This window comes from Bradyrhizobium nanningense, from assembly GCF_004114535.1.
GTDB classification, from domain to species: domain Bacteria; phylum Pseudomonadota; class Alphaproteobacteria; order Rhizobiales; family Xanthobacteraceae; genus Bradyrhizobium; species Bradyrhizobium nanningense.
Window position 1 is genome coordinate 441,682 of record NZ_LBJC01000020.1, and the last position, 21,570, is coordinate 463,251.

The 21,570-nt window shown below is 64.8% G+C and carries 26 protein-coding genes and 1 riboswitch; of the genes, 14 read left to right on the forward strand and 12 right to left on the reverse strand.

Annotated features, from left to right (window positions below; all coding sequences use genetic code 11):
- Positions 1 to 342 precede the first annotated feature (342 nt).
- Together XH84_RS15055 and XH84_RS15060 are read right to left on the reverse strand one after the other, a co-directional pair.
- Positions 343 to 1,113: an anti-sigma factor family protein gene (locus tag XH84_RS15055; protein ID WP_128916777.1), complete on the reverse strand. Its 771-nt coding sequence runs from the start codon at positions 1,111 to 1,113 to the stop codon at positions 343 to 345.
- A gap of 106 nt (positions 1,114 to 1,219) precedes the next feature.
- Positions 1,220 to 1,708, reverse strand: coding sequence for an RNA polymerase sigma factor (locus tag XH84_RS15060; protein WP_028144186.1), 489 nt, complete (start codon positions 1,706 to 1,708; stop codon positions 1,220 to 1,222).
- Between the two features lie 173 nt (positions 1,709 to 1,881).
- Here XH84_RS15060 and fabI point away from each other — a divergent pair, with 173 nt between their 5' ends.
- The 3 genes from fabI to aroC all read left to right on the forward strand — a co-directional run bounded on the left by fabI (position 1,882) and on the right by aroC (position 4,584).
- The gene (gene fabI / locus XH84_RS15065; protein ID WP_128916778.1) at positions 1,882 to 2,697 is read left to right on the forward strand and encodes an enoyl-ACP reductase FabI; all 816 of its coding nucleotides are present in this window, start codon (positions 1,882 to 1,884) and stop codon (positions 2,695 to 2,697) included.
- Between the two features lie 20 nt (positions 2,698 to 2,717).
- Positions 2,718 to 3,311, forward strand: coding sequence for a histidine phosphatase family protein (locus tag XH84_RS15070; RefSeq protein WP_128916779.1), 594 nt, complete (start codon positions 2,718 to 2,720; stop codon positions 3,309 to 3,311).
- A 184-nt stretch (positions 3,312 to 3,495) separates the two neighbouring features.
- Positions 3,496 to 4,584, forward strand: a complete 1,089-nt coding sequence (aroC, locus tag XH84_RS15075) for a chorismate synthase (protein WP_128916780.1) — start codon at positions 3,496 to 3,498, stop codon at positions 4,582 to 4,584.
- 40 nt (positions 4,585 to 4,624) lie between these two features.
- Here the strand turns inward: aroC and XH84_RS15080 are convergent, their stop codons facing one another.
- On the reverse strand, positions 4,625 to 5,173 hold the full coding sequence (locus tag XH84_RS15080; protein ID WP_206734068.1) for a TetR/AcrR family transcriptional regulator: 549 nt from the start codon (positions 5,171 to 5,173) through the stop codon (positions 4,625 to 4,627).
- 175 nt (positions 5,174 to 5,348) lie between these two features.
- On the opposite strand from XH84_RS15080, the gene XH84_RS15085 reads away from it, so the two are divergent.
- From XH84_RS15085 to XH84_RS15095, 3 genes are all read left to right on the forward strand, one after another.
- On the forward strand, positions 5,349 to 5,783 hold the full coding sequence (locus XH84_RS15085; RefSeq protein WP_128916781.1) for an ester cyclase: 435 nt from the start codon (positions 5,349 to 5,351) through the stop codon (positions 5,781 to 5,783).
- A 22-nt stretch (positions 5,784 to 5,805) separates the two neighbouring features.
- The gene (locus XH84_RS15090; protein ID WP_128916782.1) at positions 5,806 to 6,231 is read left to right on the forward strand and encodes a hypothetical protein; all 426 of its coding nucleotides are present in this window, start codon (positions 5,806 to 5,808) and stop codon (positions 6,229 to 6,231) included.
- A gap of 134 nt (positions 6,232 to 6,365) precedes the next feature.
- A complete protein-coding gene (locus tag XH84_RS15095) occupies positions 6,366 to 7,556 on the forward strand; it encodes an adenylate/guanylate cyclase domain-containing protein (RefSeq protein ID WP_164935905.1) in 1,191 nt (396 codons plus the stop codon).
- A 28-nt stretch (positions 7,557 to 7,584) separates the two neighbouring features.
- On the opposite strand, the gene XH84_RS15100 is transcribed toward XH84_RS15095, so the two are convergent.
- The 6 genes from XH84_RS15100 to XH84_RS15125 form a co-directional block, all read right to left on the reverse strand.
- Positions 7,585 to 8,346 (reverse strand): hypothetical protein, encoded by a 762-nt coding sequence (locus XH84_RS15100; RefSeq protein ID WP_181769499.1) that lies wholly within the window; start codon positions 8,344 to 8,346, stop codon positions 7,585 to 7,587.
- A gap of 77 nt (positions 8,347 to 8,423) precedes the next feature.
- Positions 8,424 to 8,729 (reverse strand): ATP-dependent Clp protease adapter ClpS, encoded by a 306-nt coding sequence (gene clpS, locus XH84_RS15105; RefSeq protein ID WP_025034645.1) that lies wholly within the window; start codon positions 8,727 to 8,729, stop codon positions 8,424 to 8,426.
- Between the two features lie 43 nt (positions 8,730 to 8,772).
- Positions 8,773 to 9,114 (reverse strand): DUF190 domain-containing protein, encoded by a 342-nt coding sequence (locus tag XH84_RS15110; protein ID WP_128916784.1) that lies wholly within the window; start codon positions 9,112 to 9,114, stop codon positions 8,773 to 8,775.
- A gap of 2 nt (positions 9,115 to 9,116) precedes the next feature.
- Positions 9,117 to 9,542 carry a fluoride efflux transporter CrcB gene (crcB, locus tag XH84_RS15115; RefSeq protein WP_128916785.1) on the reverse strand — a complete coding sequence of 142 codons (426 nt, stop codon included), beginning with the start codon at positions 9,540 to 9,542 and terminating at the stop codon, positions 9,117 to 9,119.
- Positions 9,543 to 9,688: 146 nt separating this feature from the next.
- Complete coding sequence (crcB, locus tag XH84_RS15120) at positions 9,689 to 10,078, reverse strand: fluoride efflux transporter CrcB (RefSeq protein WP_245471729.1); 390 nt, start codon at positions 10,076 to 10,078, stop codon at positions 9,689 to 9,691.
- A 16-nt stretch (positions 10,079 to 10,094) separates the two neighbouring features.
- Positions 10,095 to 11,306, reverse strand: a complete 1,212-nt coding sequence (locus XH84_RS15125; protein WP_128916786.1) for an MFS transporter — start codon at positions 11,304 to 11,306, stop codon at positions 10,095 to 10,097.
- A 101-nt stretch (positions 11,307 to 11,407) separates the two neighbouring features.
- Positions 11,408 to 11,485: riboswitch (Fluoride riboswitch) on the reverse strand.
- 271 nt (positions 11,486 to 11,756) lie between these two features.
- On the opposite strand from XH84_RS15125, the gene XH84_RS15130 reads away from it, so the two are divergent.
- Together XH84_RS15130 and XH84_RS15135 are read left to right on the forward strand one after the other, a co-directional pair.
- Complete coding sequence (locus XH84_RS15130) at positions 11,757 to 12,620, forward strand: DUF1194 domain-containing protein (protein ID WP_128916787.1); 864 nt, start codon at positions 11,757 to 11,759, stop codon at positions 12,618 to 12,620.
- A 165-nt stretch (positions 12,621 to 12,785) separates the two neighbouring features.
- A complete protein-coding gene (locus tag XH84_RS15135; protein WP_128916788.1) occupies positions 12,786 to 13,421 on the forward strand; it encodes a hypothetical protein in 636 nt (211 codons plus the stop codon).
- Positions 13,422 to 13,424: 3 nt separating this feature from the next.
- On the opposite strand, the gene XH84_RS15140 is transcribed toward XH84_RS15135, so the two are convergent.
- Entirely contained in the window at positions 13,425 to 13,640 is a 216-nt protein-coding gene (locus tag XH84_RS15140) for a hypothetical protein (protein WP_181769501.1), read from the reverse strand.
- 200 nt (positions 13,641 to 13,840) lie between these two features.
- On the opposite strand from XH84_RS15140, the gene XH84_RS15145 reads away from it, so the two are divergent.
- Positions 13,841 to 14,458: a hypothetical protein gene (locus tag XH84_RS15145; protein WP_128916789.1), complete on the forward strand. Its 618-nt coding sequence runs from the start codon at positions 13,841 to 13,843 to the stop codon at positions 14,456 to 14,458.
- Here XH84_RS15145 and XH84_RS15150 read toward each other — a convergent pair.
- Both XH84_RS15150 and XH84_RS15155 read right to left on the reverse strand, forming a co-directional pair.
- The gene (locus XH84_RS15150) at positions 14,455 to 15,549 is read right to left on the reverse strand and encodes an Acg family FMN-binding oxidoreductase (RefSeq protein WP_128916790.1); all 1,095 of its coding nucleotides are present in this window, start codon (positions 15,547 to 15,549) and stop codon (positions 14,455 to 14,457) included. The genes XH84_RS15145 and XH84_RS15150 overlap by 4 nt on opposite strands.
- A gap of 85 nt (positions 15,550 to 15,634) precedes the next feature.
- Positions 15,635 to 16,543 (reverse strand): GntR family transcriptional regulator, encoded by a 909-nt coding sequence (locus XH84_RS15155; RefSeq protein WP_245471730.1) that lies wholly within the window; start codon positions 16,541 to 16,543, stop codon positions 15,635 to 15,637.
- Between the two features lie 90 nt (positions 16,544 to 16,633).
- Here XH84_RS15155 and XH84_RS15160 point away from each other — a divergent pair, with 90 nt between their 5' ends.
- Genes XH84_RS15160 through XH84_RS15180 form a run of 5 tightly spaced genes read left to right on the forward strand, consistent with a single transcriptional unit; the run spans position 16,634 to position 21,568 of the window.
- Positions 16,634 to 17,569, forward strand: coding sequence for a hydroxymethylglutaryl-CoA lyase (locus tag XH84_RS15160; protein ID WP_128916791.1), 936 nt, complete (start codon positions 16,634 to 16,636; stop codon positions 17,567 to 17,569).
- A complete protein-coding gene (locus XH84_RS15165) occupies positions 17,566 to 18,780 on the forward strand; it encodes a CaiB/BaiF CoA transferase family protein (protein ID WP_128916792.1) in 1,215 nt (404 codons plus the stop codon). Before XH84_RS15160 ends, XH84_RS15165 begins: the two co-directional genes overlap by 4 nt.
- Positions 18,781 to 18,822: 42 nt before the next feature.
- Positions 18,823 to 19,869, forward strand: a complete 1,047-nt coding sequence (locus XH84_RS15170; RefSeq protein WP_128916793.1) for an ABC transporter substrate-binding protein — start codon at positions 18,823 to 18,825, stop codon at positions 19,867 to 19,869.
- Entirely contained in the window at positions 19,866 to 20,714 is an 849-nt protein-coding gene (locus XH84_RS15175; protein ID WP_128916794.1) for an ABC transporter ATP-binding protein, read from the forward strand. Before XH84_RS15170 ends, XH84_RS15175 begins: the two co-directional genes overlap by 4 nt.
- A gap of 2 nt (positions 20,715 to 20,716) precedes the next feature.
- Positions 20,717 to 21,568 carry an ABC transporter permease gene (locus XH84_RS15180; protein WP_128916795.1) on the forward strand — a complete coding sequence of 284 codons (852 nt, stop codon included), beginning with the start codon at positions 20,717 to 20,719 and terminating at the stop codon, positions 21,566 to 21,568.
- Positions 21,569 to 21,570: the final 2 nt, after the last annotated feature.

The following is a 21,570-nucleotide window of genomic DNA, read 5'->3' on the forward strand; positions in this document are numbered from 1 at the left end:
TAGAGCGCGAGGCATCGCGCTTTAGGGCGCGATCGAACTGAAGGGGTCCTCCTAAAGGCCTAGGGCATCGTCCTGGAGATGATGCTCATCATGTGCCTGAGGCGTGGTAGCGCTTCATGAACTCGACGTGTCGGCTGTCCGGCGGGGCAGCCGATAAAAAGGTGCGGCCTCGAGAGGGGGACCAGCGCGGTACCAAAAACCCCAATCGAGGCCGCCCGCGTCGATCGGCGGATCGAACGCTGCTCATTTTCGCGTGATCATCCGGTGCGATAATGAGACGCGCCGATGTCTTCATTTGAAATTTTCAATGTCGGAATCTGGGCACCGTGATTGAGCGGTCCCTCAGGTGCCGTTTTTCTCGGCCTGGTCGTAGACCGCCTGCGCCACCTTGGTCAGCCGGTCGCGATCACCGCCGCCGCTGACCACGTAGCCGACGCCGCGCTCTGCCCAGAACAGCGCGCCATCCTTGTCCGTTTTGGCATAGCGCATTTGCGTTGCACCATTCTCGGTCTTGGCGGTGTAGATCGTATAGCGTTCGCCCGAGGCGCCCTCATACATCAGGAACGAGGCCGGACCGCTCGGCCCCGGCAAGAGCCGGCCGCCGACGAGCTTCAGCCCGCTGGCCTCCAGGTTCGGCGCGAACACGGTCCAGCCGCAGCGCCGGGTCAGCCAGGCCTGGAGGTGGTCGCGCTCATTGCCGCCGACCTCGACGGGGTGGCGGACCTCGACGACATAGAGGCGGTGAGCGTCGAGCGCGTCCGCGGTGAAGTTCTGGAAAGTCGAGGGGGCGCTGGCGGCGCCATGCGCGACCCAGCCAGCCGTGCCGCCGGCGACGAAAGCAACCAGCACAGCCGCGGCGGCGCCATAGAGCCATTGCCGCGGGCGGCGCTCCAGCCGCTCAAGCTCCAGCCGCGCCGGCACCGGCTCCTGGGCGATGGAATCGTAGCGGGCGTGCAGCATCTCCGCCATGGCGCGCCAGGACTGCACGCGCTCGGCCTCTTCAGGATGGGCGGCCAGCCAGGCCTCGACGTCGGCGCGGCGCTCGGCCGGCAGCTCGCCGTCGACATAGGCGTGCAGTTCGTCCTCGGTCACTGGGATCTTGCGCTCGTTCATTTCGATCGTCTCTGGCTCTGTGGCCCTAAATGTCGTTCAAAGTTCAACTTCGCGTAGCTCACCGGCATGCTGCAGGCGGACAATATGCGATGCATCAACCCTGCCATCATTTCACTCGCCTGAGTGTCGGGCGCTCGCCTTCCAGCGAGGCCTTGACGTGGGCACGGGCGCGGGCGAGGCGCGACATCACGGTGCCGATCGGCACGCCCTGGATGTCGGCGACCTCGCGGTAGCTCATGCCTTCCAGCATGACCAGGAGCAGCACCGAACGCTGCTCCTCGACGAGCGTCGCCAGCGCCCTCTCGATGTCGCGCCCTTCGGCTTCGGTGCCGCTGGCATCCGGGTTGTTCTCCGTCAGCTGCATGAACTGCGGCCGCCTTGCCAGCGAGCGCCGCCGGTTCTTGTTGAGGTTGGTCAGGATCGTGTAGAGCCAGCTCCTGACGTCGCCTCCGAGAAACAATCGCTCCGAACGCAGTGCCCGCACCAGCGTGTCCTGCACCAGATCGTCGGCCGCATCCGCGTCGCGCGTGAGCGCACGGGCGTAGCGGCGCAACGCCGGGATCATGGCTTCCACACTCTGGCGAAACGCACTCATTGCGGTCTTGACGTCCTGGTGTCAGGCGCGAGCGCCTATAGCGATCATAACACCCGAATGGAACGGCTATTCCGGTGCTCGAAACAGCGTTAACGCGACGTATTAGGGCTGTACCGCAGGGGAGGGCTGGTGTACCTCCAGACTTCAGCAAGAGTTCGACGGGACGTTCAAACATGGCGCAGAATTCAGGTCTGATGCAGGGAAAGCGCGGGGTGATCCTCGGCCTTGCCAACAACCGCTCGATCGCCTGGGGCATCGCCAAGGCATGCCACGCCGCCGGCGCCGAGCTCGCCTTCACCTATCAGGGCGATGCGCTGAAGAAGCGCGTCGAGCCGCTGGCCGCCGAGATCGGTGGTCTCGTCCTCGGCCATTGCGACGTCACCGATGCCGCGACCATCGATGCGGCGTTCGCGGTGCTGAAGGAGAAGTGGGGCAAGATCGACTTCCTGGTGCACGCGATCGCCTATGGCGAGCAACTCGACGGCCGCTACGTCGACACCACGCCGGAGAATTTCTCCAAGTCGATGCTGATCTCTTGCTACTCGTTCACGGCCGTGGCGCAGCGCGCCGAGAAGCTGATGACGGATGGCGGCTCGCTGATTACGCTAAGCTATTACGGCGCCGAGAAGTGGATGCCGCATTACAACGTGATGGGCGTCGCGAAGGCGGCGCTGGAGGCCAGCGTGCGCTATCTCGCCGCCGATCTCGGCGAGAAGAACATCCGCGTCAACGCGATCTCGGCAGGTCCCATCAAGACGCTCGCCGCCTCCGGCATCGGCGACTTCCGCTATATTCTGAAGTGGAATGAATACAACGCGCCGATGCGGCGCAACGTTTCGACCGAGGACGTCGGCGGCAGCGCGCTGTATCTGCTCTCTGACCTCTCGCGCGGCGTCACCGGCGAGGTGCACCACGTCGATTCCGGCTATCACGTGCTGGGCATGAAGCGGCCCGATGCGCCGGACATTTCGTTCGGCGGCAAGGACTAGCCGTTAGCTCTGGAACGCCCGTGCCCACCATCTACTTCCTTCGCCACGGCGAGACTGAGTGGAATGCACTCGGACGGCTCCAGGGCACCCAGGACGTTCCGTTGAATGCGCGCGGCCGCGGTCAGGCCGTGCACGCCGCCGGCGTATTGGCGGATCTCTTCAGGCGCGAGGGCAAGGACCGAGCGGCGCTGCCTTACGTGTCGAGCCCGCTCGGCCGCGCGCGGCAGACCATGGAACTCGCGCGCGGCAAGCTCGAATTGCCGCCTTCCGACTATTCGCTCGACGATCGCCTGCGCGAGATCGGCTACGGCTCCTGGGAGGGGTTGACGCTGGCCGAAAGCGAGGCGTCCGATCCGGACGTCTATGCGAGGCGCCTCGCCGACAAATGGACGGTCGCGCCCGCCGGCGGCGAGACCTACGCGGCGGTGCAGCTGCGCATGCTGGATTGGTACGAGTCACTGCTGGTCGACACTGTTGCGGTCGCCCATGGCGGGACCTGCCGGGCCCTGATGGTCGCCCTCGGCATCGAGACCCCCGCCAGCGCCGCAGAACTCTATATCCAGCAGGGCGCCGTCTACGTGTTCCGCGACGGCCGGCTGGAGAAATTTAGTTGACGGCGGCGCCCGTCCTCGCCGTCATGCCCGGGCCTGTCCCGGGCATCCACGAGCTTTCTTGTTTTTGGCAGCAAAGAACGTGGATGGCCGGGACAAGCCCGGCCATGACGACTGCGGTGGGCATTTGACCCTCATTTCAGGGCGCGTTACCACAAGTCAGCACTGACTTACGAGCTAGAGACGGATGTCCTTCAACACCTTCGGCCACATGTTCCGCGTCACCACCTTCGGCGAAAGCCATGGGGTGGCCATCGGCTGCGTGGTCGACGGCTGTCCGCCCATGATCCCGCTCACCGAGGCCGACATCCAGGGTGACCTCGACCGCCGCCGGCCCGGCCAATCGCGCTTCACCACCCAGCGCCAGGAGCCGGACCAGGTCAAAATCCTCTCCGGCGTGATGGCGCATCCGGAGACTGGCGTGCAGGTGACGACGGGGACGCCGATCGGGCTCCTGATCGAGAACACCGACCAGCGCTCGAAGGACTATTCCGAGATCAAGGACAAGTTTCGCCCCGGCCACGCCGACTTCACCTATGAGGCCAAATACGGTCTGCGCGATTATCGCGGCGGCGGCCGTTCCTCCGCGCGCGAGACCGCGACGCGCGTTGCCGCCGGCGCCATCGCGCGCAAGGTGCTGCCCGACGTCAGGGTGCGCGGCGCTCTGGTGCAGATCGGCCCGCACAAGATCGACCGCGCGAAGTGGGACTGGGACGAGATCGCAAGGAATCCGTTCTTCTGTCCGGACAAGGACAAGGCCGCGTTCTTCGAGACCTATCTCGACGGCATCCGCAAGAGCGGCTCATCGATCGGCGCGGTGATCGAAATCGTCGCCGAAGGCGTGCCCGCCGGACTTGGCGCGCCGATCTACGCCAAGCTCGATTCCGATCTGGCGGGTGCGATGATGACCATCAACGCAGTGAAAGGCGTCGAGATCGGCGCCGGTTTTGGCGCGGCAGAGTTGACTGGGGAGGAAAACGCGGACGAGATGCGCACTGGGAACGATGGCACGCGCTTCCTGTCCAACCATGCCGGCGGCGTGCTGGGCGGAATCTCCACGGGGCAGCCGGTGGTGGTGCGTTTCGCGGTGAAGCCGACGTCCTCGATCCTGCAGCCCCGCCGGACTGTCGATCGCAAGGGCGCAGACACCGAAATCTTCACGAAAGGCCGCCACGACCCCTGCGTCGGCATCCGCGCCGTCCCGGTCGGCGAAGCCATGATGGCCTGCGTGCTGGCCGACCACTTTCTGCGCGACCGCGGGCAAGTGGGGCGCTAGGAGGACGCTGAACCAGGGCGCTTCGCCAAGCGCCAGCAGCTTACTTGCGGCGCGCCTCCCCAGCATCGATCCGCGCCTGGTTCAGCAGCGCCTGCGCCGCCCACGCCGCGGCAGCGAGCGCCTCATCGACGCTCGCGCCGCCGATGTCCCGGATCGCCAGTGCGGCCTCGCTGCCCATCACCATCGACAGTGCGTGCGCCAGGCGCTTGCGCGCCGAAGGTGACAGCTCCCCTTTCAGCGACTCGACGATCGGTCCGATGTATTTCATGCGGCGACCGGGCCGCGGCGGCCGCGCGCTTGGATCGTTGTCGATCCAGACGGCCATGAACGAGCGTTCCATCACGTGCAGGCCGATTTCGTCATTCAGCATGAGCTTCATCATGTCGCGCGCGGCGCGTGAGATGCCGCCGGCAGGATCGTCGCCAGGGCGCCAGAAGTGCTCCAAAGGCAGCAGCCCGCGTTCCGTTGCCGTCTCACTGATCAGCGCTTCGACTGACGAGAAGTAGCGATAAGCGGTGGCGCGCGACACCAGCGCGCGCTCGGCCACCTCGGCCAATGTCGGGTTGTAACCCTCGTCACGAAACGCCATCGCGGCGCTGATCAGAGCCTGGCGCGTGCGGCGCTTCTGGTTTGCGCGGCCATCGCTCTCGACCTGATCTCCATCCGCGCGCCGGCTTGACTTTCGATTTGGCATATGTGAGACACTCGTCTTATTAAGAGGCGTTAGTCTCATTATAGACACTAATCCAATAAAAGGGAAATGGATGAACGACGAATTGAAGAAGACCTTTGATCGCATGATCGACCGCCACTTTCGCTTCGAGGCCGAAGATGACGTCGATGGCGTCCTGAGCACGATGGTCGATGACGTCGAGCACGATGTCGTCGGCTATCCGACCGGCCCGGTGCACGGTAAGACTGCCGCTCGCGGCTTCTACGATACTTTGTTCGCTGACCTCTCGGGCGAGAAGGTCACGACGCTGCGGCGCTACTACGGAGCGGATTTCGTGGTCGACGAGAGCCTGTGGGCCGGGACCGCACCCGGCGCGCCGTTCGGAATTCCCGGTCATGGACGCAAGTTGAGTTTCCGACTGCTGCATGTGTTCGAAATGGCACCGGACGGCCAGATCAAGCGCGAAAACGTTTGGCTCGATTTCGCGTCGATCCTGCAACAGCTCAATGCGCCGCTGGCCTCCTGAGGATCATCGAGGAGAAAGTGCCATGAACGACAACCCGCGCGCTCGCGCCTGGCTCCGGCTGGCGACCTTGTACTTTGCCGTCGGGGTGATCCTCGGGGTGGTGATGGGCGCGTCAGGCGACCATTCGCTGTTCCCGCTGCACGCCCATATCAACCTGCTTGGCTGGGTCTCGATGGCGCTGTTCGGGCTGATCGGCATCGTCTGTCCGTCCGTCAGCGTAGGGCGGATCGCCACCGCGCAGTTCTGGATGCACAACGTCGGCCTGCCGGTGATGCTGGGTGCGCTGGCGTTCAAGCTCAAGGGCACCGAGGCCGCCGAGCCCGTGGTCGGCGTCGCGTCCATCATCGTGGGCCTCAGCGTATTGCTGTTCGCCTGGCTGGTGTTTACGCGCATCGGCTCGCAGAGCCGGCCAGCGCAGTCTGCCAGCCAGCGAAGCGCCGTGACCTAGTCCATCGACGTCCCGGCCGAAACGACCGGGACGTCGATCAGGATTGCCGAGATTGACATATCAGAGTTGCCTTCGAAACCCACCAGCCCACCGCGCAGCTTGACGATCCCGCAACTTCGTCCGCAAATGCTGGCATGGAAAGCTCCGAGCTCCAGCGCATCACCAACTGGCTGATCGACGGCGCGAGATCGTCGGGAACCCCGGCCGAGATGATCGCGGACGTTTGCGAGCATCTGGTCGAAGCCGGCCTGCCGCTATGGCGGTTCGGCATCTTCATCCGCACGCTGCATCCGGAAATCTTGGGCCGGAACTTCATCTGGCGGCAGGGCGAGGAGGTCGAAATCGGCACCGTCGATTTCGACATTCTGGACACGCCTGAATTCGCCGCAAGCCCGCTCCGCATCGTGTTCGAGCAGGGGATCGAGGTCCGCGGACGGATGGACGATCCCGACAGCAAGCGCTTTCCGTTCCTCGATGACATGCGGGCTGAAGGCGTCACCGACTATGTCGCGATGCCGATGCCGTATCTCGACGGCTCGATCCACGCGACGAGTTGGGTCACGCGCCGTCCCGGCGGCTTCAGCGACGACGACATCGCGGCGATCCGGACCATCGTGACGCCGCTGGCGCGCGTCAGCGAGATCATCAGCCTGCGCCGCACCGCCGAGATGCTGCTCGACACCTATGTCGGCAATCGCGCCGGCGCGCGCATCCTCGGCGGTCAGATCCGCCGTGGCCACAACGACACCATGCAGGCTGCGATCTGGCTGTCGGACCTGCGCGGCTACACCGCGCTGTCGGACCGCCTGCCGGCCGAGACCGTCGTCCAGATCCTCAATCACTATTTCGACTGCCAGGTCACCGCGATCCGGGGCCATGGCGGCGAGGTGCTGAAGTTCATGGGCGACGGCCTGCTCGCCGTGTTCCCGATCGACGAATATGTCGGCGATGCCGCCCACGTCTGTTCGCGCGTGCTGGAGGCCGCGCGTGAATCCCGCGCCAGCGTCGAGGCGCTGGCTTTTCCAGTCGGCGAGGCCATCGAGCGCTTCCGCTTCGGCGTCGCGCTGCACGTCGGCAACATCCTTTACGGCAATATCGGCGGCGGCAACCGCCTCGACTTCACCTGCATCGGCCCCGCCGTCAACCTTGCCGCAAGGCTCGAGAAGATCACGGGGCGCCTGGGACGGACCGTCGTCGCCTCGGAAGGTTTTGCCAATGTCTGCCGCCACGACTGGCACGAACTCGGCGAATTTCCGATCGCGGGCTTTTCCAAGGCGCAGCGCGTATACGGCTTGGTGGAGGAAACGCCGGTCGTGATGGCCTAGCGGTCGGCGCCGTTAGCTGTCGGCGGCGTCAGCTGTCGCGAACATAGGACTGCTTCAGCCCGAGCGTGAGGACGCTCAAGGTGATCCACAGCCGCAGCATGGCGAAGCTGAAGATGAAGACGAAATAGATCAGGTTCTTGGTGAACTGCGTCGCCGATGAGGTCTGCCAGAAATTCCAGATCGCAGTCCGCACCGCTTCCTGTCCATGGGCGAGCGCGATGTTGACGACGCCGAGGATGATGACGGCGGCGCCGAGCCACAGCCCGCGCCGTGCGAATTCGCCGATCGCGGCGAACAGGGCGACCCTGCCGTTATCGCGTTCGGCGCGAACGATCATGAGCAGCACGATGGCAGCGATCCATGCGCTCCAGAATCGCCCGGGATGGGTGAACTGGTCGAACGCCATGCCGTCGAGGCCCGCCAAGAGATGATACGAAGTCTCGTAGCCGGCCGCTGCGGCGCCGAGCGCCGCCGCGATCATCACGAGCATGATCCGCCACAGGATCGAGAAGGAAAGCTTGAACTGCTCGCCCAATGTCAGCGTACCGAGCGAGGATTGGCCACCCGCCGCCTCGATCGATTGTTGTGCCGTCGCAAAGAAGGCCAGCAGCACCGCAATGTCCGCAACGATGATCGCGGGCAGCGCCGTCGCGCCGCCGCCGAACGCGATCACGCGCATCGCAGCCGCCAGGATCAGCCAGGGTAGGGCGTGCAGGAGCCTGAACGGACCGAACGAGGTTTCGGGGCGGGCCGGCTTGAGCGCGAGCTGTTTGCGTAGTGCGACCGTCATTGCATCGTGGTGACACAGGAGATTAAACCTGCGGTAGTGCGGATCGCTAAAATTGTCCCGAAGCGGGCAGGCGGCGCCTATTCCTCCGGCTCGGTCGTGAACAGCAATGGGTAGCCCTTGGCGCGGCCGGCGTCGGTGGCGCGCGTCGCCTTGGTCTCGGCGACGTCCTTGGTGAACACCGCGACAACGCAGGCACCCAGCTTGTGCGCGGTGATCATGACCTTATAGGCCTGATCCTCCGTCATGCGGAATTCGGCCTTGAGCACCATCGTGACGAATTCGCGCGGCGTGTAGTCGTCGTTGATCAGGATGACCTTGTGCAGCTTCGGCCGCTCGACCTTGGTCTTGGTCCTGGTTTTCGGCTTGGTGACGGTGTCGTTCATTCCGCCTCCTGGAATCGGCGGGCTCGGTTCCCAGCCGCGGCGATCAGCTCGCGGCCTTCGCACCATATTGCAGGACCTGGACCTTCTCCAAGGTGATCAGCCCGCTCGACATCATGCCGTCCAGGATGGGCAGGAATGCGTTGATGTTGTCTTCGCTGTCGACGATCTCGATCAGCAGCGGCAGGTCTTCCGAAAGCCGCAGGATCTTCGAGGTGTGCAGCCGGCTCGATTTACCGAACCCCATCGGCCCGCGCAGCACGGTGGCGCCCGCAAGGTGCCGCTCGCGCGCCGTCATCACGATGGCTTCATAGAGGGGCTTGCCGTCGAAGTGATCGCTCTCGCCGATGAAGATCCGGAGCAAAACGGCCTGATTGGGAATTTGCATGCTCAGCTCCTTGTCAAGCGGTTGTAGCGGCTCGCCATCATATGGCCGATCCAGACCGACACCAGCCAGCAGATCACGGATGCGACGATGTAGGCGAGCGCCGTGTATTTCATGCCGCCGTGGAACAAGCGGAAGGTCTCCAGGCTAAAGGTCGAAAAGGTGGTGTAGCCGCCGCAGAACCCGGTCATGACGAACTGCCGGTGCTCGGGCCGCGCCAGCATGCGGCCGTCGGGGCCGGTCAGCGTCGCGTAGAAACCGATGATCAGCGATCCCATCGCGTTGATGAACAGCGTCGCGACGGGAAAGCCCGGTCCGGTATCGAGCGCAAGCCCGACCAGATAACGCGTCAAGCCGCCGACGACGCTGCCCGCGGCAACCCAGGCATAGAGCATCGCAGTGCGCCAGCGCTCGGCGGAAGGGAAGTTCATCAGCCGCGGCCTGTTCTCCCTCTCCCCGCGCGCGGGGAGAGGGTCGGGGTGAGGGGGGCTCTCCGCGAGGGAGGTGAGAGTCGGACGCGCGGAGAGCCCCCCTGGTGAAGGCGCCGCACTGCCGATACGTCTCCAAATTCCATCCGCTAGCCTCCCAGACGATCCGCAAGGAGGAAGCCGCAACTGACGGCGGCAAGGCACAGCCCGACCGAGAACACGATATTGCCGAGCGCATGCGTCGGCTCGCCGCTCCGCGCGAGCGTCAGCGTTTGCAGGCTGAACGAGGACACCGTGGTGTAGCAGCCGAGAAAGCCGGTCACCGCGAACAGCCACGGCGTGGGCGCGGCGAAGGCCGAGCCGGGATGGGTCGCCAGCGCGCCAAAGATGCCGATCACGAAGGCGCCGGTGACGTTGATGGTCATGGTGCCCCACGGGAACGTTTCGCCCAGCCGCCGCGCGATCACACCGGAGACGAAATAGCGCGCGCAGCCGCCCAGGGCGCTGCCGATCATGATCGCGATTGCCCCGCTCAGCACGACGAACGCCCCCCCGTCATGATTTGTCCTCCGGCGCGAGACCGTCGCCGACGGCGAGCAACCCCAGTAGCGAGACCAGCGCGAAGCCGAGCCCCGCAAGGAACGTTCCCGCCGGACCATAGGCATCCCACAGCGCGCCCGCGATCACGCTCGCGGCCAGCAGGGCAAGGCCGGTGAACAGGTTGAAATAGCCGAACGCGGTGCCGCGCAGGCTGGGCGGCGCGGCGTCGGCGACGAGGGCCGAGAGCAGGCCTTGCGTCAGTCCCATATGCAACCCCCACAGCACGACGCCGAGTGCAAGGCCTCCCAGATTCGGCAGCAGCGCAAGCGCGAGATCGGCACCGGCGAGGAAGACGAGCCCGAGCGCGAGCAGGCCGGTCCGGTTGATCCGGTCAGAGAGCACGCCGGCCGGATAGGCCGACAGGGCGTAGACGATGTTCATCAGCACCAGCACCGCCGGCACCCACATCGCATTGAGCCCGATGTTCTGTGCGCGCAGGATCAGAAAGGCCTCGCTGAAGCGCGCCAGCGTGAAGACGATTCCGACGGCCACGACGCGCCAATAGATCGCTCCGAGCTGCCGCATTGCGGCGAGGTTGAGCGGATTCTCTGCGGGCTGCCGGCTCGGATCCGGATCCGGCTCGCTCACCGCGAACGCGATCAAGCCGAAGGACAGGAAGGCCGGCAGCACCGCCACCCAGAACACGGCGGTGAAATTGTCGGCGGTCCACCACATCAGGCCGATCGCCACCAGCGGCCCGACGAAGGCGCCGATGGTGTCGAGCGATTGCCGCAGGCCAAAGCTCGCGCCGCGCAGGCCGACGGGGGCGATATCGGCGATCAGCGCATCGCGCGGCGCGCCGCGAATGCCCTTGCCGACGCGATCGACGAAGCGCGCGGCCACCAGCCATCCGACGCTGGGCGCAAGCGGGAACAGCGGCTTGGTCAAGGCGGCGAGGCCATAGCCCAGTGCGGCGAGCAGCTTGCGGCGGCCGAGCCAGTCCGACAGCGCGCCGGAAAAGATCTTGGTGATCGAGGCCGTCGCCTCCGCAATGCCCTCGATGAAGCCGACGGTCAGCGTCGAAGCGCCGAGCACGGTGACGAGATAGACCGGCAGGAGCGCGTGGATCATCTCGGAGGAGATGTCCATCAGCATCGAGACGAAGCCGAGCACCCAGATTCCTCTGGGCAGCCCCGCACTCGCGGCATTCGGTGTCGTCGTCGTCACGTCTTCGCCTTCTCCGGCCTTCGTCGCCGGACAACAAAAAACCCGCCACGGGCGGGTTTGTCCAGGCTCCCGCCGAAGGCAGAGGCTCAAAGATTGCCCCTCCTCAAGCAGGAGTCATCAGCCCACAAGGTCATCGACCGCCGGGCGGTTATCGGGGAGACTCCTTCCCCATCTGTGCGGCCAACCTAGCACGGAAATCGCTTCGGACAAGTGGGCGGGGAGTTCTGTCCCCGTGCGCGTCGCTCCCGCTTCGCGCATCACGAGCCCGATGGCGCGAGCGCACGAGCGTGTTCCAGCGGCGCAAGCGCGGCAACACGGCGGCAGCATTGCGCAAGGCGCGTGTACGCCTAAGCCGCAGATCCTTAACTCGAATGTGAAGCGCAGGCGATCTTCGCGCTTTGCGGCAACGCGATTGCATGTCACCATCACGTCATACGACGGGAGGCTGCGATGCGCTTGCTGTTCTCGATCGGGGCTGTGCTGGTGGCCGGCATGTTTGCCGGAGGGGACGTCGCGGGCATCGCGGCACCAGGACCAAAATTTGAATCGCCCAAGAATCAGCCGCAGCGGCCAGCGGCCGACAGAGACGCGCAGACGGTCGATGTCGAGCTGGTTCTCGCGGTCGACGTGTCCTACTCCATGGACATGGACGAGCTCGCGATCCAGCGCGAGGGCTATGCGCAGGCGATCCAGTCGAAGGAGTTCCTCCAGGCGCTGAAGCTCGGTCCGAACGGCCGGATCGCGGTGACCTATTTCGAGTGGGCTGCCTCCAGCGACCAGAAGATCATCATCCCCTGGCGGCTGATCGATGGTCCCGAGACGGCGGATGCGGTCGCCGCCGAGATCCTGAAGACGCCGATCCGGCGCGCCTCGCGCACCTCGATCTCGGGTGCGATCACTTTCGCGATGCCGCTGTTCGACGAGGATCCCTATCGGGGCCTGCGCCGCGTGGTCGACATTTCCGGCGACGGTCCCAACAACAATGGCGGCCCGGTCACGGTGGCGCGCGATGCCGCGCTCGAGAAGGGCATCGTCATCAACGGCCTGCCGATCATGGTCAAGGAGCCGTCCTATTCGACCATGGATATCGACAATCTCGATTTCTACTACGAGGATTGCGTCATCGGCGGCCCCGGCGCCTTCGTCATCACGATCAAGGACCGCGGCCAGTTCAAGGAGGCGATCCGCACCAAGCTGCTGATGGAGGTCGCCGGCCGCACGCCGGAGCGTCCCGTGATGCGGGTCGCCGACAAGGAGCCGCGCGTCAGTTGCCTGATCGGCGAGAAGATCTGGTCGGACCGCTGGGGCCGCTGAGGCTCCGGCTGAGACCTTTTGCCCGTCCGTCCGATGCTCGAGCTTAACGGCTCGTTAACCGGTGCGTGGCCCTAATCGCATGGTTTCTGTTCGTTTCCGGTCGGCATCCTGACATTGCCGAAGCGAACGAAAGCGGGTTTGTCAGGCCCGTCTCCGAGCAATCCAATGGCCATCGTCTCATCGAGCACCAACCAGATTTCGCCCGCCAACGAGCGGCTGTATCACCAGAGTGCTCTGGTCGGCGACTGGAAGGGCAATTGGGTGGGCAACAACCAGCCCGTCGAATTCAAGGTCGTGAACATCCGCGGCGCCCGGGCGCAGGTCGAGTACACCCATAACGGCCACACCGAGCGCGGCTTCGCCGAGGTCAAGGGCACGCTTATCAACTTTGGCGGGCTCACGGTCGGGACCAAGGACGGCAAGAACATGGTGATGCTGTTCTCCTTCGGGGGCGCCGGCAAGCAGACCGCGAATCTCGAGAAGCAGGACCCGCCGGTCTCCGACAGCCGCCTGATGGGAAGCTGGGGCGGCTATTCCAGCGCCAACGGCAAGAGTGCGAGCTTCAAGGTGCTCTCGGTCGATGGCAAGGAAGCTCAGGTCAGCGTCACCACCGACGGCGTCACCCGTAAGGGCACCGGTTACGTCTACAAGAATGTCATCATGTTCGGGCAGGCGCAGATCGCGACCGATGACGGGCAGAACGGCAAGATCATCTACCAGGTCGGCACGAAATCCTTCATGGTGCCGGTGACGAAATATCCGCCGGCCGATTCATCGTCCTCCGTGGACCGGACCGCATAACTTTCACGACCTCGGTCCACCGGGCTGCGTCAGTGCCTTCAACTGCCGGTCGACCTGTCGCAGGATCGCGCAGGCCTGTGCGAAGCCGCCAACACCGATCAATCGCCAGATCTCGTCGGATTGCTCCACAAGGCGCGGGATCGTCAGCGGCAAGAGGGCCGCTTCGTGCAGCGCGCCCTTTTCGTTGATGAGATAGCGTTCGTTGAGCGCGAACAGCACCTGTGCGATGCACGCGATCGATCTGTAGAGAGATCCCGCGATGTGGGTTCGGTCACCGCGCGCAATGGCGAGCTCGGCGTTCGTGCGGCATCGGGTTCGGTTATCGGGGAGGCCCGTGGGCGTAACGTTGGCGCGGCCGCTGCGCTGGCATTGATGATATCAGGGGAGTATAATCTACAAAAGTGTTGACGGTAGCTTCAATGTCCAGCCTCGCCCGTTCTCCCGTTCTTGCAGCTCTGCTCTCTGTACTGTGCCTGACCGCAGCACCGGCTCACGCACAGGTCGCGCCGCTGAGATATTGGATCCCCGGCGGGCCTTTCGGCCTCAGCGGCGGCGCCGGCCAGAGTTCCGATACTTACGGCAATTTCACCAGCTTCAATGCCGGCGATGCGGACCGGCGCGGCGGCGCGACCAACGGCTTCTTCGTCGGCAGTCAGCGCGGCAGCCTCAATTGGAGCGGTCTCAGTCAGACCGGACTCAGTCAGACCGGACTTGCCGGCAATTTCAGCGCGCTCTCCTATGACAGCACGCAGTTCGGCTACACCACCAAGACCGCGGGCGGCTTGCCGGTGACGTTCTTTGCCGGTTTCGACACGTTGAAATATGGCAATGGCATCGGCAGCTCGGTTGCACCCCTGACCTCCGGCGCGGCACCCGGCTACAGCGCGTTTGCGGGTGTCGAATTCAAGCCGACCTCGAATCTCAGCCTGTCGTTCGGCGCCGGTTTCATCCAGCAGCAATCGGGGCGCATGGACAGCGATATCAACTCGTCGATGCTGCCCGGGGAGTCACCGGCATTGAGCGGTCTGCGTCGTTAGAGCTGCATCACGAGCTCCGGCGGACGCCGCAGCGATTTCGGCAGATCCGGGCCGGTTCCGAAACGCATCACGATATCGCACCGCCGTTCGCCGAGTCCGAGTGAGGTCGCAAATTGCGGCCTCAGCGTCGCCACCTCGACCGGTTGGTTGACGAAGGAATATTTGAGTCCCAGCGAGGTCGCCTGCAAGCCGAAGCGCTGGCAGGCGCGGCCGACAGCGATCCAATGCGACTTGTCACTGCGCTCGGCAGCGAGCACAACGACACCCGCGGAGCTGGCGAGCTGCTCGCGGTATTTCTTGTTTTCCCCGCTCTCGGTGAAGACGAGACCCATAAGCGGTCGCGCCAGCCATGACGGCAGGGAGGGATTTCCCGAGGCGGGCGCGAACAACCCGTCCATGGTCGCGAGCGCCTCCGCCTCGTTGAAGCGAATCCAGCTCACGAGCTCGCGCATGAAGGCCTTGTCGCGCATTTGCGCCGAGTTGCCTTCGAGCACGTAGTCGGTGACGCCGGCGATGGCGGCGCGCTCCGTCATCAGGATGGCCGTGACGTTGGGTTCGCGACAGGCGTTTTCGAGCCGGCGCAAGGTCTCCGGCGCGACCGGCCTGCCGTCGAACGCCGCGCGGGTGCATTGCCTGACCGGAATCGCGGCCGCCAACGCTGATGCCTCCGGCGGGGCTTGCTCGAGCGCGATCACGATCCGGTCGCCGTCGATGACCGGGTCGGCGTGCCAGCCCAGCGTGGAGGCAGCGAAGATGAGGTTTTCGGCGGCGCAGCCAAGACTGACAAAGAGGTGATGGTCGTCCGGATCGACGGCCGGACAGCGGCGCGAAAAATCCGGCGCAATCGCGATTTCGTTGCCACGAGCGGAGAACATCCACGGCTGGGTGTTATGGCTGTTGGCGGCGAGGGTGGCAAAGCGCACGAGCTCGCGATCCCGCGGCACGGTCCGCAGCGGAGCCCGTGACGCCGTCACCGCCTCGTCGTAGGTCATCGTTGTAGCAGCAGCAGGGAATCCGCTGACACCCGCCGCGGACAATCCCAGCGCGGTCGCGATGAACTGTCGTCGGTCAACCACAGGCGTCCGCTCCATGCCGTTGCGCAGGATACGTTTAAAGCAACGGACTTCAGAGCGATTGACCGGAATCAAAACCGGGTGGCGAATCCTGGTTCGGGTATCACGACAGACCCGCCACCAGCGGCCGTTGCAGGTGCCGGGCCATCAGGTCGGCCGCCTCGGTGTAGCGTCGCGTCTCCAGCACGTCGAGCAGGCGCAAATGCTCGCGCACATGCCGCCGCATGCCGTCGCGGTCGGCGAAGCTGCGATAGGCGAACAGACGTCTGATCGAGTTCACGCGCCTGAGCGCTTCGAGAAAGAATGGATTGCCAGCGCCGCGAATGATCTCTTCGTGGAATTCGCAGCCGGACTGAAAGATCTCGCCGATTGTCATCTTCTCGATCTCGTCTTCGAACACGCGTTGCTGGCGCTCGCGCAGGCGTATGATCACCTCCTGCGTCAGCGCAAAGCCGGGCTGCGCAATTGCCGCCGGCTCGATCACCGCGCGAAATGCCTTGGCCTGCGCCTGAGCCTCGGGACTTGAGACCGTCTCCGCAAAGCGCCAGCCATAGCCCGGCAGGCGCGCGATCCAGCCCTCGGCGGCGATCCGATCCAGCAGCCGCTGCAGTTCGGCGCGCGTGACGTCGTATCGGCGCATCAGCTCCGCCTCGGTGACGTCGGCCGGCAGCCGTGTTGCGAGCACGTCGCCGGCGATGGTCGCATAGACCTGCTCGTTGCGCCTGACCGCGGCGAGCGCGGGTTGGGCCGCGATGCTGGTTGGATTCTTCGCCAGCACAAAGCCGCGATGTGGCTCGCCGCGCGCCAGCCCTGCCGCTTCCAGCGCCTTGAGACCGAGCCGGATCGGCGCGCGCGAAAGGTCCAGCGCATCCGCAAGCCTTTGCTCGATCAGGCGGTCCCCGGCTTTCATGCCTTCGCGTCGGGCAAGCGCCATGATCAGGCCGGCGAGATGTTCGGCGCGTTCGGAACCGTTCTTGTCGCTGCGTGGTCGGGAACTGTCGGGTGGGCTCATTGCAGTGCACGCAAGTTTTAGGGCTTGACAGACTGTCCCACAGATTGTTCTTTTGTGCAACAATATACAATCGACGCAGGGAGAGAGCCGATGGCGCGCGCGCCCGATGTCTACATTTGCGAGGTTGCTCCGCGCGATGGTCTCCAGAATCTGGACATCTTCGTTCCGACCGAAGCGAAATGCGCGCTGATCGACGTGATCGCTGCCGCCGGCGTGCGCGAGATCGATGCCGGATCGTTCGTGCCGCCAAAGGTGGTGCCGCAGTTCGCCGACGTCGACGCGGTGATGGCGCATGCGCTCACGCACGAGATGACGACCATCGGCGCGCTGGTCCCGAACCCGAAGGGCGCCGAACGCGCCATCGCGGCAGGCGTCGACGCCGTCTATTTCGTCATCTCGGCGAGCGAGACGCACAACCAGGCCAACGTGCGCCGCTCGGTCGACGAGCAGATCGAAGCATTTCGCGCGGTCCGCGCCGCGATCGACGCCCGGCCCGTGGGCCAGCGACCGCAATTGATGGGCGCGATCTCAACCTCCTTCGGCTGCTCGTTGGAAGGTGAAGTGAGCGAAGCGGCCGTGTGCCGTGTGGCGCGCGCTTTTGCCGAGGCCCGCGCCGACGAGATCGGGCTTGCCGACACCGTCGGTTATGCGACGCCAAAATCGATCGGGCAGATCGTCACGGCGGTACAGCGCGAGGTCGGATCGCACATGACGCTGCGGCTGCATCTGCACGACACGCTCGGCGCCGGCCTCGCCAATGCGGTCGCCGGTCTCGAAGCCGGCATCCGCCGCTTCGACGCCGCGGTGTCCGGCCTCGGAGGCTGTCCCTTTGCTCCCGGTGCGCGCGGCAACATCGTCACCGAGGACCTCGTGTTCATGCTGGAGCGCATGGGATTGTCCACTGGCATCGACCTCGATCGCCTGATGCAGACGCGCGAGATTCTCGCCCGCCATATCCCGGCGAAACATTTGACCGGACATCTGCACGAGGCCGGCATCCCCAAAGTCCTGCGGAGCGCGGCATGAACAATGCTGCGCGTGAGACGGCTTCGGAGCTTCGTCCGCTGGCAGGCGTTCGGGTCATCGAATTCAGCCAGATGGTGATGGGACCGAGCTGCGGCTTGATCCTCGCCGATCTCGGCGCCGACGTGATCAAGGTCGAGCCGCCCAAGGGCGACCGCACCCGCACCTTCAAGGGACCTGCCGCCGGCTTCTTCGCCACCTACAGCCGCAACAAGCGCAGCATCGCGCTGGATACGTCGACCGCGGAAGGCCAGAGCGTCGCACGCAGGTTGATCGAGAACAGCGACGTCCTGATCGAGAATTTCCGGCCGGGCCTCTTGAAGCGGATCGGCCTCGACTACGAGAGCGTCGCGGCCTTCGCACCGCGCCTGATCTATTGCTCGCTCAAGGGGTATCTGCCGGGGCCCTACGAGAACCGCCTCGCACTCGACGAGGTCGTGCAGATGATGGGTGGCCTCGCCTACATGACCGGCTTGCCCGATCGTCCCATGCGCGCCGGCGCCTCGGTCAACGACGTCATGGGCGGCATGTTCGGCGTGATCGCGATCCAGGCTGCGCTCGCCGAGCGGCAGCGGACCGGGCGAGGTCGTTACATCCAGAGTGCGCTCTACGAAAACAACGTGTTCCTGATGGCGCAGGCCATGATGTGCGAGGTGGTCAGCGGCCAGCCGTCGATCCCGTATTCGATCAAGGACAGCCCGTGGCCGGTCTACGATCTGTTCGACACAAGGGACGGCTCGAAGCTGTTCGTCACCATCGTCGGCGAAGAGCAGTGGGAGGCATTCTGTCGGGCCTTCGATCGCCAAGCCTGGCTCGCTGATCCGCGCTTTGCGACAAGCAACGACCGCGTCGATCATCGCAGCTGGCTGATCCCCGAGATCGCGAAGATCTTCAAGCAATGGGACAAGGCCGATCTCGCCGCCCGTCTCGAGCAGCTCGATCTGCCCTACGCGCCGGTGAACAAGCCCGGCGATCTCTTCGATGATCCGCATCTCAACCAGTCGGGCGGCCTGACCGACATTCGTCTGCCTGACGGCAGAGAGGCCAAGACGCCGCTGTTGCCGATTTCGATGGACGGAAGGCGCCTGCTCAACCGCTACGATCCACCTGGGATCGGCGAGCACAGCGACGAGATCCTGAGCGAGATCGGCATGTCGTCGAATGAGATCGAAGCGCTGCGACAAGCAGGGACGGTCAAGGTCGCGCCGTCCTGATCGGTCGGCGCTATCGAACAAGAACCAAGGGAGGAGGAGCACATGAGCATCACCAGGCGCCAGGCGCTGATCGCGGGCTCCGCATGGGCCGGCGCATCGCTGCTGCCGGGACAATTGCGCGCCGAGGCCAAGCAGGTCTCGCTCGCTTTCGGACCGGTATCGCCGGTCTACGCCATCGGCATGATTGCGGAGCTGAAGGGGTACTTCAAAGACGAAGGGCTCGATTCCAAGCTCGTCACCGGCAATGCCGGCACATTCGGTCGCCAGACGCTGGCGGCAGGGCAGGCGCTGTTTGCCCATGGCGATGCCAGCCACCCACTCCAGCTCGGTGCGCGCGGCAAGCCCTGCAAGATCCTGCTCGCGACCGAGATGGTGTGCTCCTACGCCAACATCGTGGTCCGGCAGGACCTCTACGACAGCGGCATCAATTTGGTCGAGAAACTCGCCGACTACAAGCGCCCCGATGGCGCCAAGCCGATCGTCGCCGCGACCGCGATCGGGTCCGGCACCTGGGTGTTCGGCACTTATGTGTTCGAAGCGCGCGGGCTGGGCAGCAAGGTGAATTGGGTCGCCGGCGGCGGGCCCAACACGATGTTCCCTTCGCTCCAGACCAAGCAGTTTGACGCCATCATGGCGCCGCCGAGCTGGATCGTCGAGGTCGAGAAGAAGGGCTTCGGCAGGACGATTTACGACACGTCCAAGCCGGGCGTGTTCGAGAAGGATTTCGGCGGGACGCTGCCGGTTCTGGTGATCTACACGCTCCAGGACACGGTCGAGCAGGACAAGGCGATGGTGCAGGCCTATGTCAACGCGATCTACCGCGCCATGGCCTTGGTGAAGGCGACGCCGCTCGCGGAAGTACAGGCGCTGGTCACGCCGAAATATTTCTCAGGGATCGATCCCGACGCGGTCAGTGCCGAACTCGGCTTCGACAAGTCGACCTGGGCCTACGACGGTGTCATCGACAAGGCCGCGTTCGAACGCGGCGCCAAGGCCTGGTACCGCAAGGGCACGGATATTCCCGAGACCAAATACGAGGATGTCGTCGATATGAGCTTCCTCCAGGCGGCCAGGGCGAAATACAAATGATCGCCGCGCCAGGCCAAGGCCTTGCGATCGCGCGCGAGGAGGATCGAACATCGGCAGCGCGCACCCGCATCGCCGTGCAGCGTCTTGCCAAGCGCTTCAACGCGTCCGGCCGCGAGTTCGTGGCGGTGGATGACGTCTCCTTCGAGGTCAAGCAGGGCGAGTTCGTTGCGCTGCTCGGTCCATCCGGCTGCGGCAAGAGCACCATCCTCAACATGGTCGCGGGGCTGCTGCCGCGCTCCGGCGGACGCATCCTAATCGACCAGGACACGGTCGAGACCGGCAAGGTCAACCCCAGGGTCGGCTACGTCTTCCAGCGCGATACGCTGTTTCCCTGGCGCACCGTGGAGCAGAACATCGGCTACGGGCTGGAGATCGCCGGATTGCCCAAGACTGAGCGCACGCGGCGCGTTGCTTCGGCCGTCGAGAAGGCTGGTCTCTCGGGTTTTGGGCAGAGCTTTCCGCGCATGCTGTCTGGCGGCATGCGCCAGCGCGTCGCCTTGATGCGCACGCTGATCCTCGAACCTGAGATCCTGCTGATGGACGAGCCATTCGGCGCGCTCGACACCCACACCAAGCTGGAAATGCACAAGACGCTGCTGGAGATCTGGGAACGCGAGCGGCAGACCGTGCTGTTCGTGACGCACGATCTCGGCGAAGCCTTGACCTTGGCGAGCCGCATCATCCTGCTCTCGGCGCGGCCCGGACGTCTCAAGGAAGACTTCGACGTCGCTATCCCGCGTCCGCGCGACCCCGTTTCCGTGCGCGAGACCGCGGAATTCGGCCGCCTCTATTCGCACATCTGGCATTCCCTCGGCGAAGAGTTCCGCCGCACCAGGGCTGACTGACCATGTCCAACAGCCGCGCCGTCATCCTGTTCTGGCAACTGGCCATTCTCGCAGCTATTCTCGTCGTCTGGCAGTGGGGCTTCGAGTGGAGCAGGGCGCTGCTGCCGAAGGCCTACGTGCCGAAGGTCCTCGATCCTTATTTCGTCGCGAAGCCGTCGCTGATCTGGCAGAGTTTTTTGCGGCTCGGCTGCTTCGCCGATGCAGGCGGTTTCGCCACCTGCATCAAGAGCAACGACAACAATCTGTGGCTCGCCACGCTCGTCACCTTGAAGAACACCTGGTGGGGCTTTCTGTTCGGCGCGGCGAGCGGCATCGCGGCGGGCCTCGTCCTTGGCCGTTCGGATTTCCTTGCCCGCGTGTTCGGGCCCTACGTCGTGGCGCTCAACTCGATACCGCGCATTGCGCTGGTACCGCTCGTCATCCTGATCTTCGGCCTCGGCGACCTCTCCAAGATCGCCACCGCCTGGCTCGTCGTCTTCTTCGTGGTGTTCTTCAACACCTTCGAAGGGACGCGTGCGGTCGACCGCGATCAGATCGCCGCTGCCCGTCTGCTCGGCGCCAGCGAATTCACGGTGCTGCGCACCGTCGTGATCCCGTCCGCGCTGGCCTGGGTGTTCGCTTCGCTGCTACCGGCCGTGTCTTTTGCGCTGATCGGCGTCATCGTCGGCGAGTTCATCGGCGCCGAGCGCGGCCTCGGCAAGCTCATCATCGAGGCCGAGGCGCGGGCCAATGCCAGCGAGATGATGGTTGCCATCTTCGTCATGATGTTCGTCGGCATCCTGCTCGCGATCGCGGTGCGCTCGCTGCAATCCTATCTGCTGCGATGGCAGCCGCAATTTGAGCCGTCGGCGTAGAA

Coding starts and splice junctions, on each gene's coding strand:
- XH84_RS15055 (WP_128916777.1), bottom strand. CDS start 1,113: ATGAACGAGCGCAAGATCCCAGTGACCGAGGACGAACTGCACGCCTAT.
- XH84_RS15060 (WP_028144186.1), bottom strand. CDS start 1,708: ATGAGTGCGTTTCGCCAGAGTGTGGAAGCCATGATCCCGGCGTTGCGC.
- fabI (WP_128916778.1), top strand. CDS start 1,882: ATGGCGCAGAATTCAGGTCTGATGCAGGGAAAGCGCGGGGTGATCCTC.
- aroC (WP_128916780.1), top strand. CDS start 3,496: ATGTCCTTCAACACCTTCGGCCACATGTTCCGCGTCACCACCTTCGGC.
- XH84_RS15080 (WP_206734068.1), bottom strand. CDS start 5,173: ATGGCGTTTCGTGACGAGGGTTACAACCCGACATTGGCCGAGGTGGCC.
- XH84_RS15085 (WP_128916781.1), top strand. CDS start 5,349: ATGAACGACGAATTGAAGAAGACCTTTGATCGCATGATCGACCGCCAC.
- XH84_RS15090 (WP_128916782.1), top strand. CDS start 5,806: ATGAACGACAACCCGCGCGCTCGCGCCTGGCTCCGGCTGGCGACCTTG.
- XH84_RS15095 (WP_164935905.1), top strand. CDS start 6,366: ATGGAAAGCTCCGAGCTCCAGCGCATCACCAACTGGCTGATCGACGGC.
- XH84_RS15100 (WP_181769499.1), bottom strand. CDS start 8,346: ATGACGGTCGCACTACGCAAACAGCTCGCGCTCAAGCCGGCCCGCCCC.
- clpS (WP_025034645.1), bottom strand. CDS start 8,729: ATGAACGACACCGTCACCAAGCCGAAAACCAGGACCAAGACCAAGGTC.
- XH84_RS15110 (WP_128916784.1), bottom strand. CDS start 9,114: ATGCAAATTCCCAATCAGGCCGTTTTGCTCCGGATCTTCATCGGCGAG.
- crcB (WP_128916785.1), bottom strand. CDS start 9,542: ATGAACTTCCCTTCCGCCGAGCGCTGGCGCACTGCGATGCTCTATGCC.
- XH84_RS15130 (WP_128916787.1), top strand. CDS start 11,757: ATGCGCTTGCTGTTCTCGATCGGGGCTGTGCTGGTGGCCGGCATGTTT.
- XH84_RS15135 (WP_128916788.1), top strand. CDS start 12,786: ATGGCCATCGTCTCATCGAGCACCAACCAGATTTCGCCCGCCAACGAG.
- XH84_RS15145 (WP_128916789.1), top strand. CDS start 13,841: ATGTCCAGCCTCGCCCGTTCTCCCGTTCTTGCAGCTCTGCTCTCTGTA.
- XH84_RS15150 (WP_128916790.1), bottom strand. CDS start 15,549: ATGGAGCGGACGCCTGTGGTTGACCGACGACAGTTCATCGCGACCGCG.
- XH84_RS15155 (WP_245471730.1), bottom strand. CDS start 16,543: ATGAGCCCACCCGACAGTTCCCGACCACGCAGCGACAAGAACGGTTCC.
- XH84_RS15160 (WP_128916791.1), top strand. CDS start 16,634: ATGGCGCGCGCGCCCGATGTCTACATTTGCGAGGTTGCTCCGCGCGAT.
- XH84_RS15165 (WP_128916792.1), top strand. CDS start 17,566: ATGAACAATGCTGCGCGTGAGACGGCTTCGGAGCTTCGTCCGCTGGCA.
- XH84_RS15170 (WP_128916793.1), top strand. CDS start 18,823: ATGAGCATCACCAGGCGCCAGGCGCTGATCGCGGGCTCCGCATGGGCC.
- XH84_RS15175 (WP_128916794.1), top strand. CDS start 19,866: ATGATCGCCGCGCCAGGCCAAGGCCTTGCGATCGCGCGCGAGGAGGAT.
- XH84_RS15180 (WP_128916795.1), top strand. CDS start 20,717: ATGTCCAACAGCCGCGCCGTCATCCTGTTCTGGCAACTGGCCATTCTC.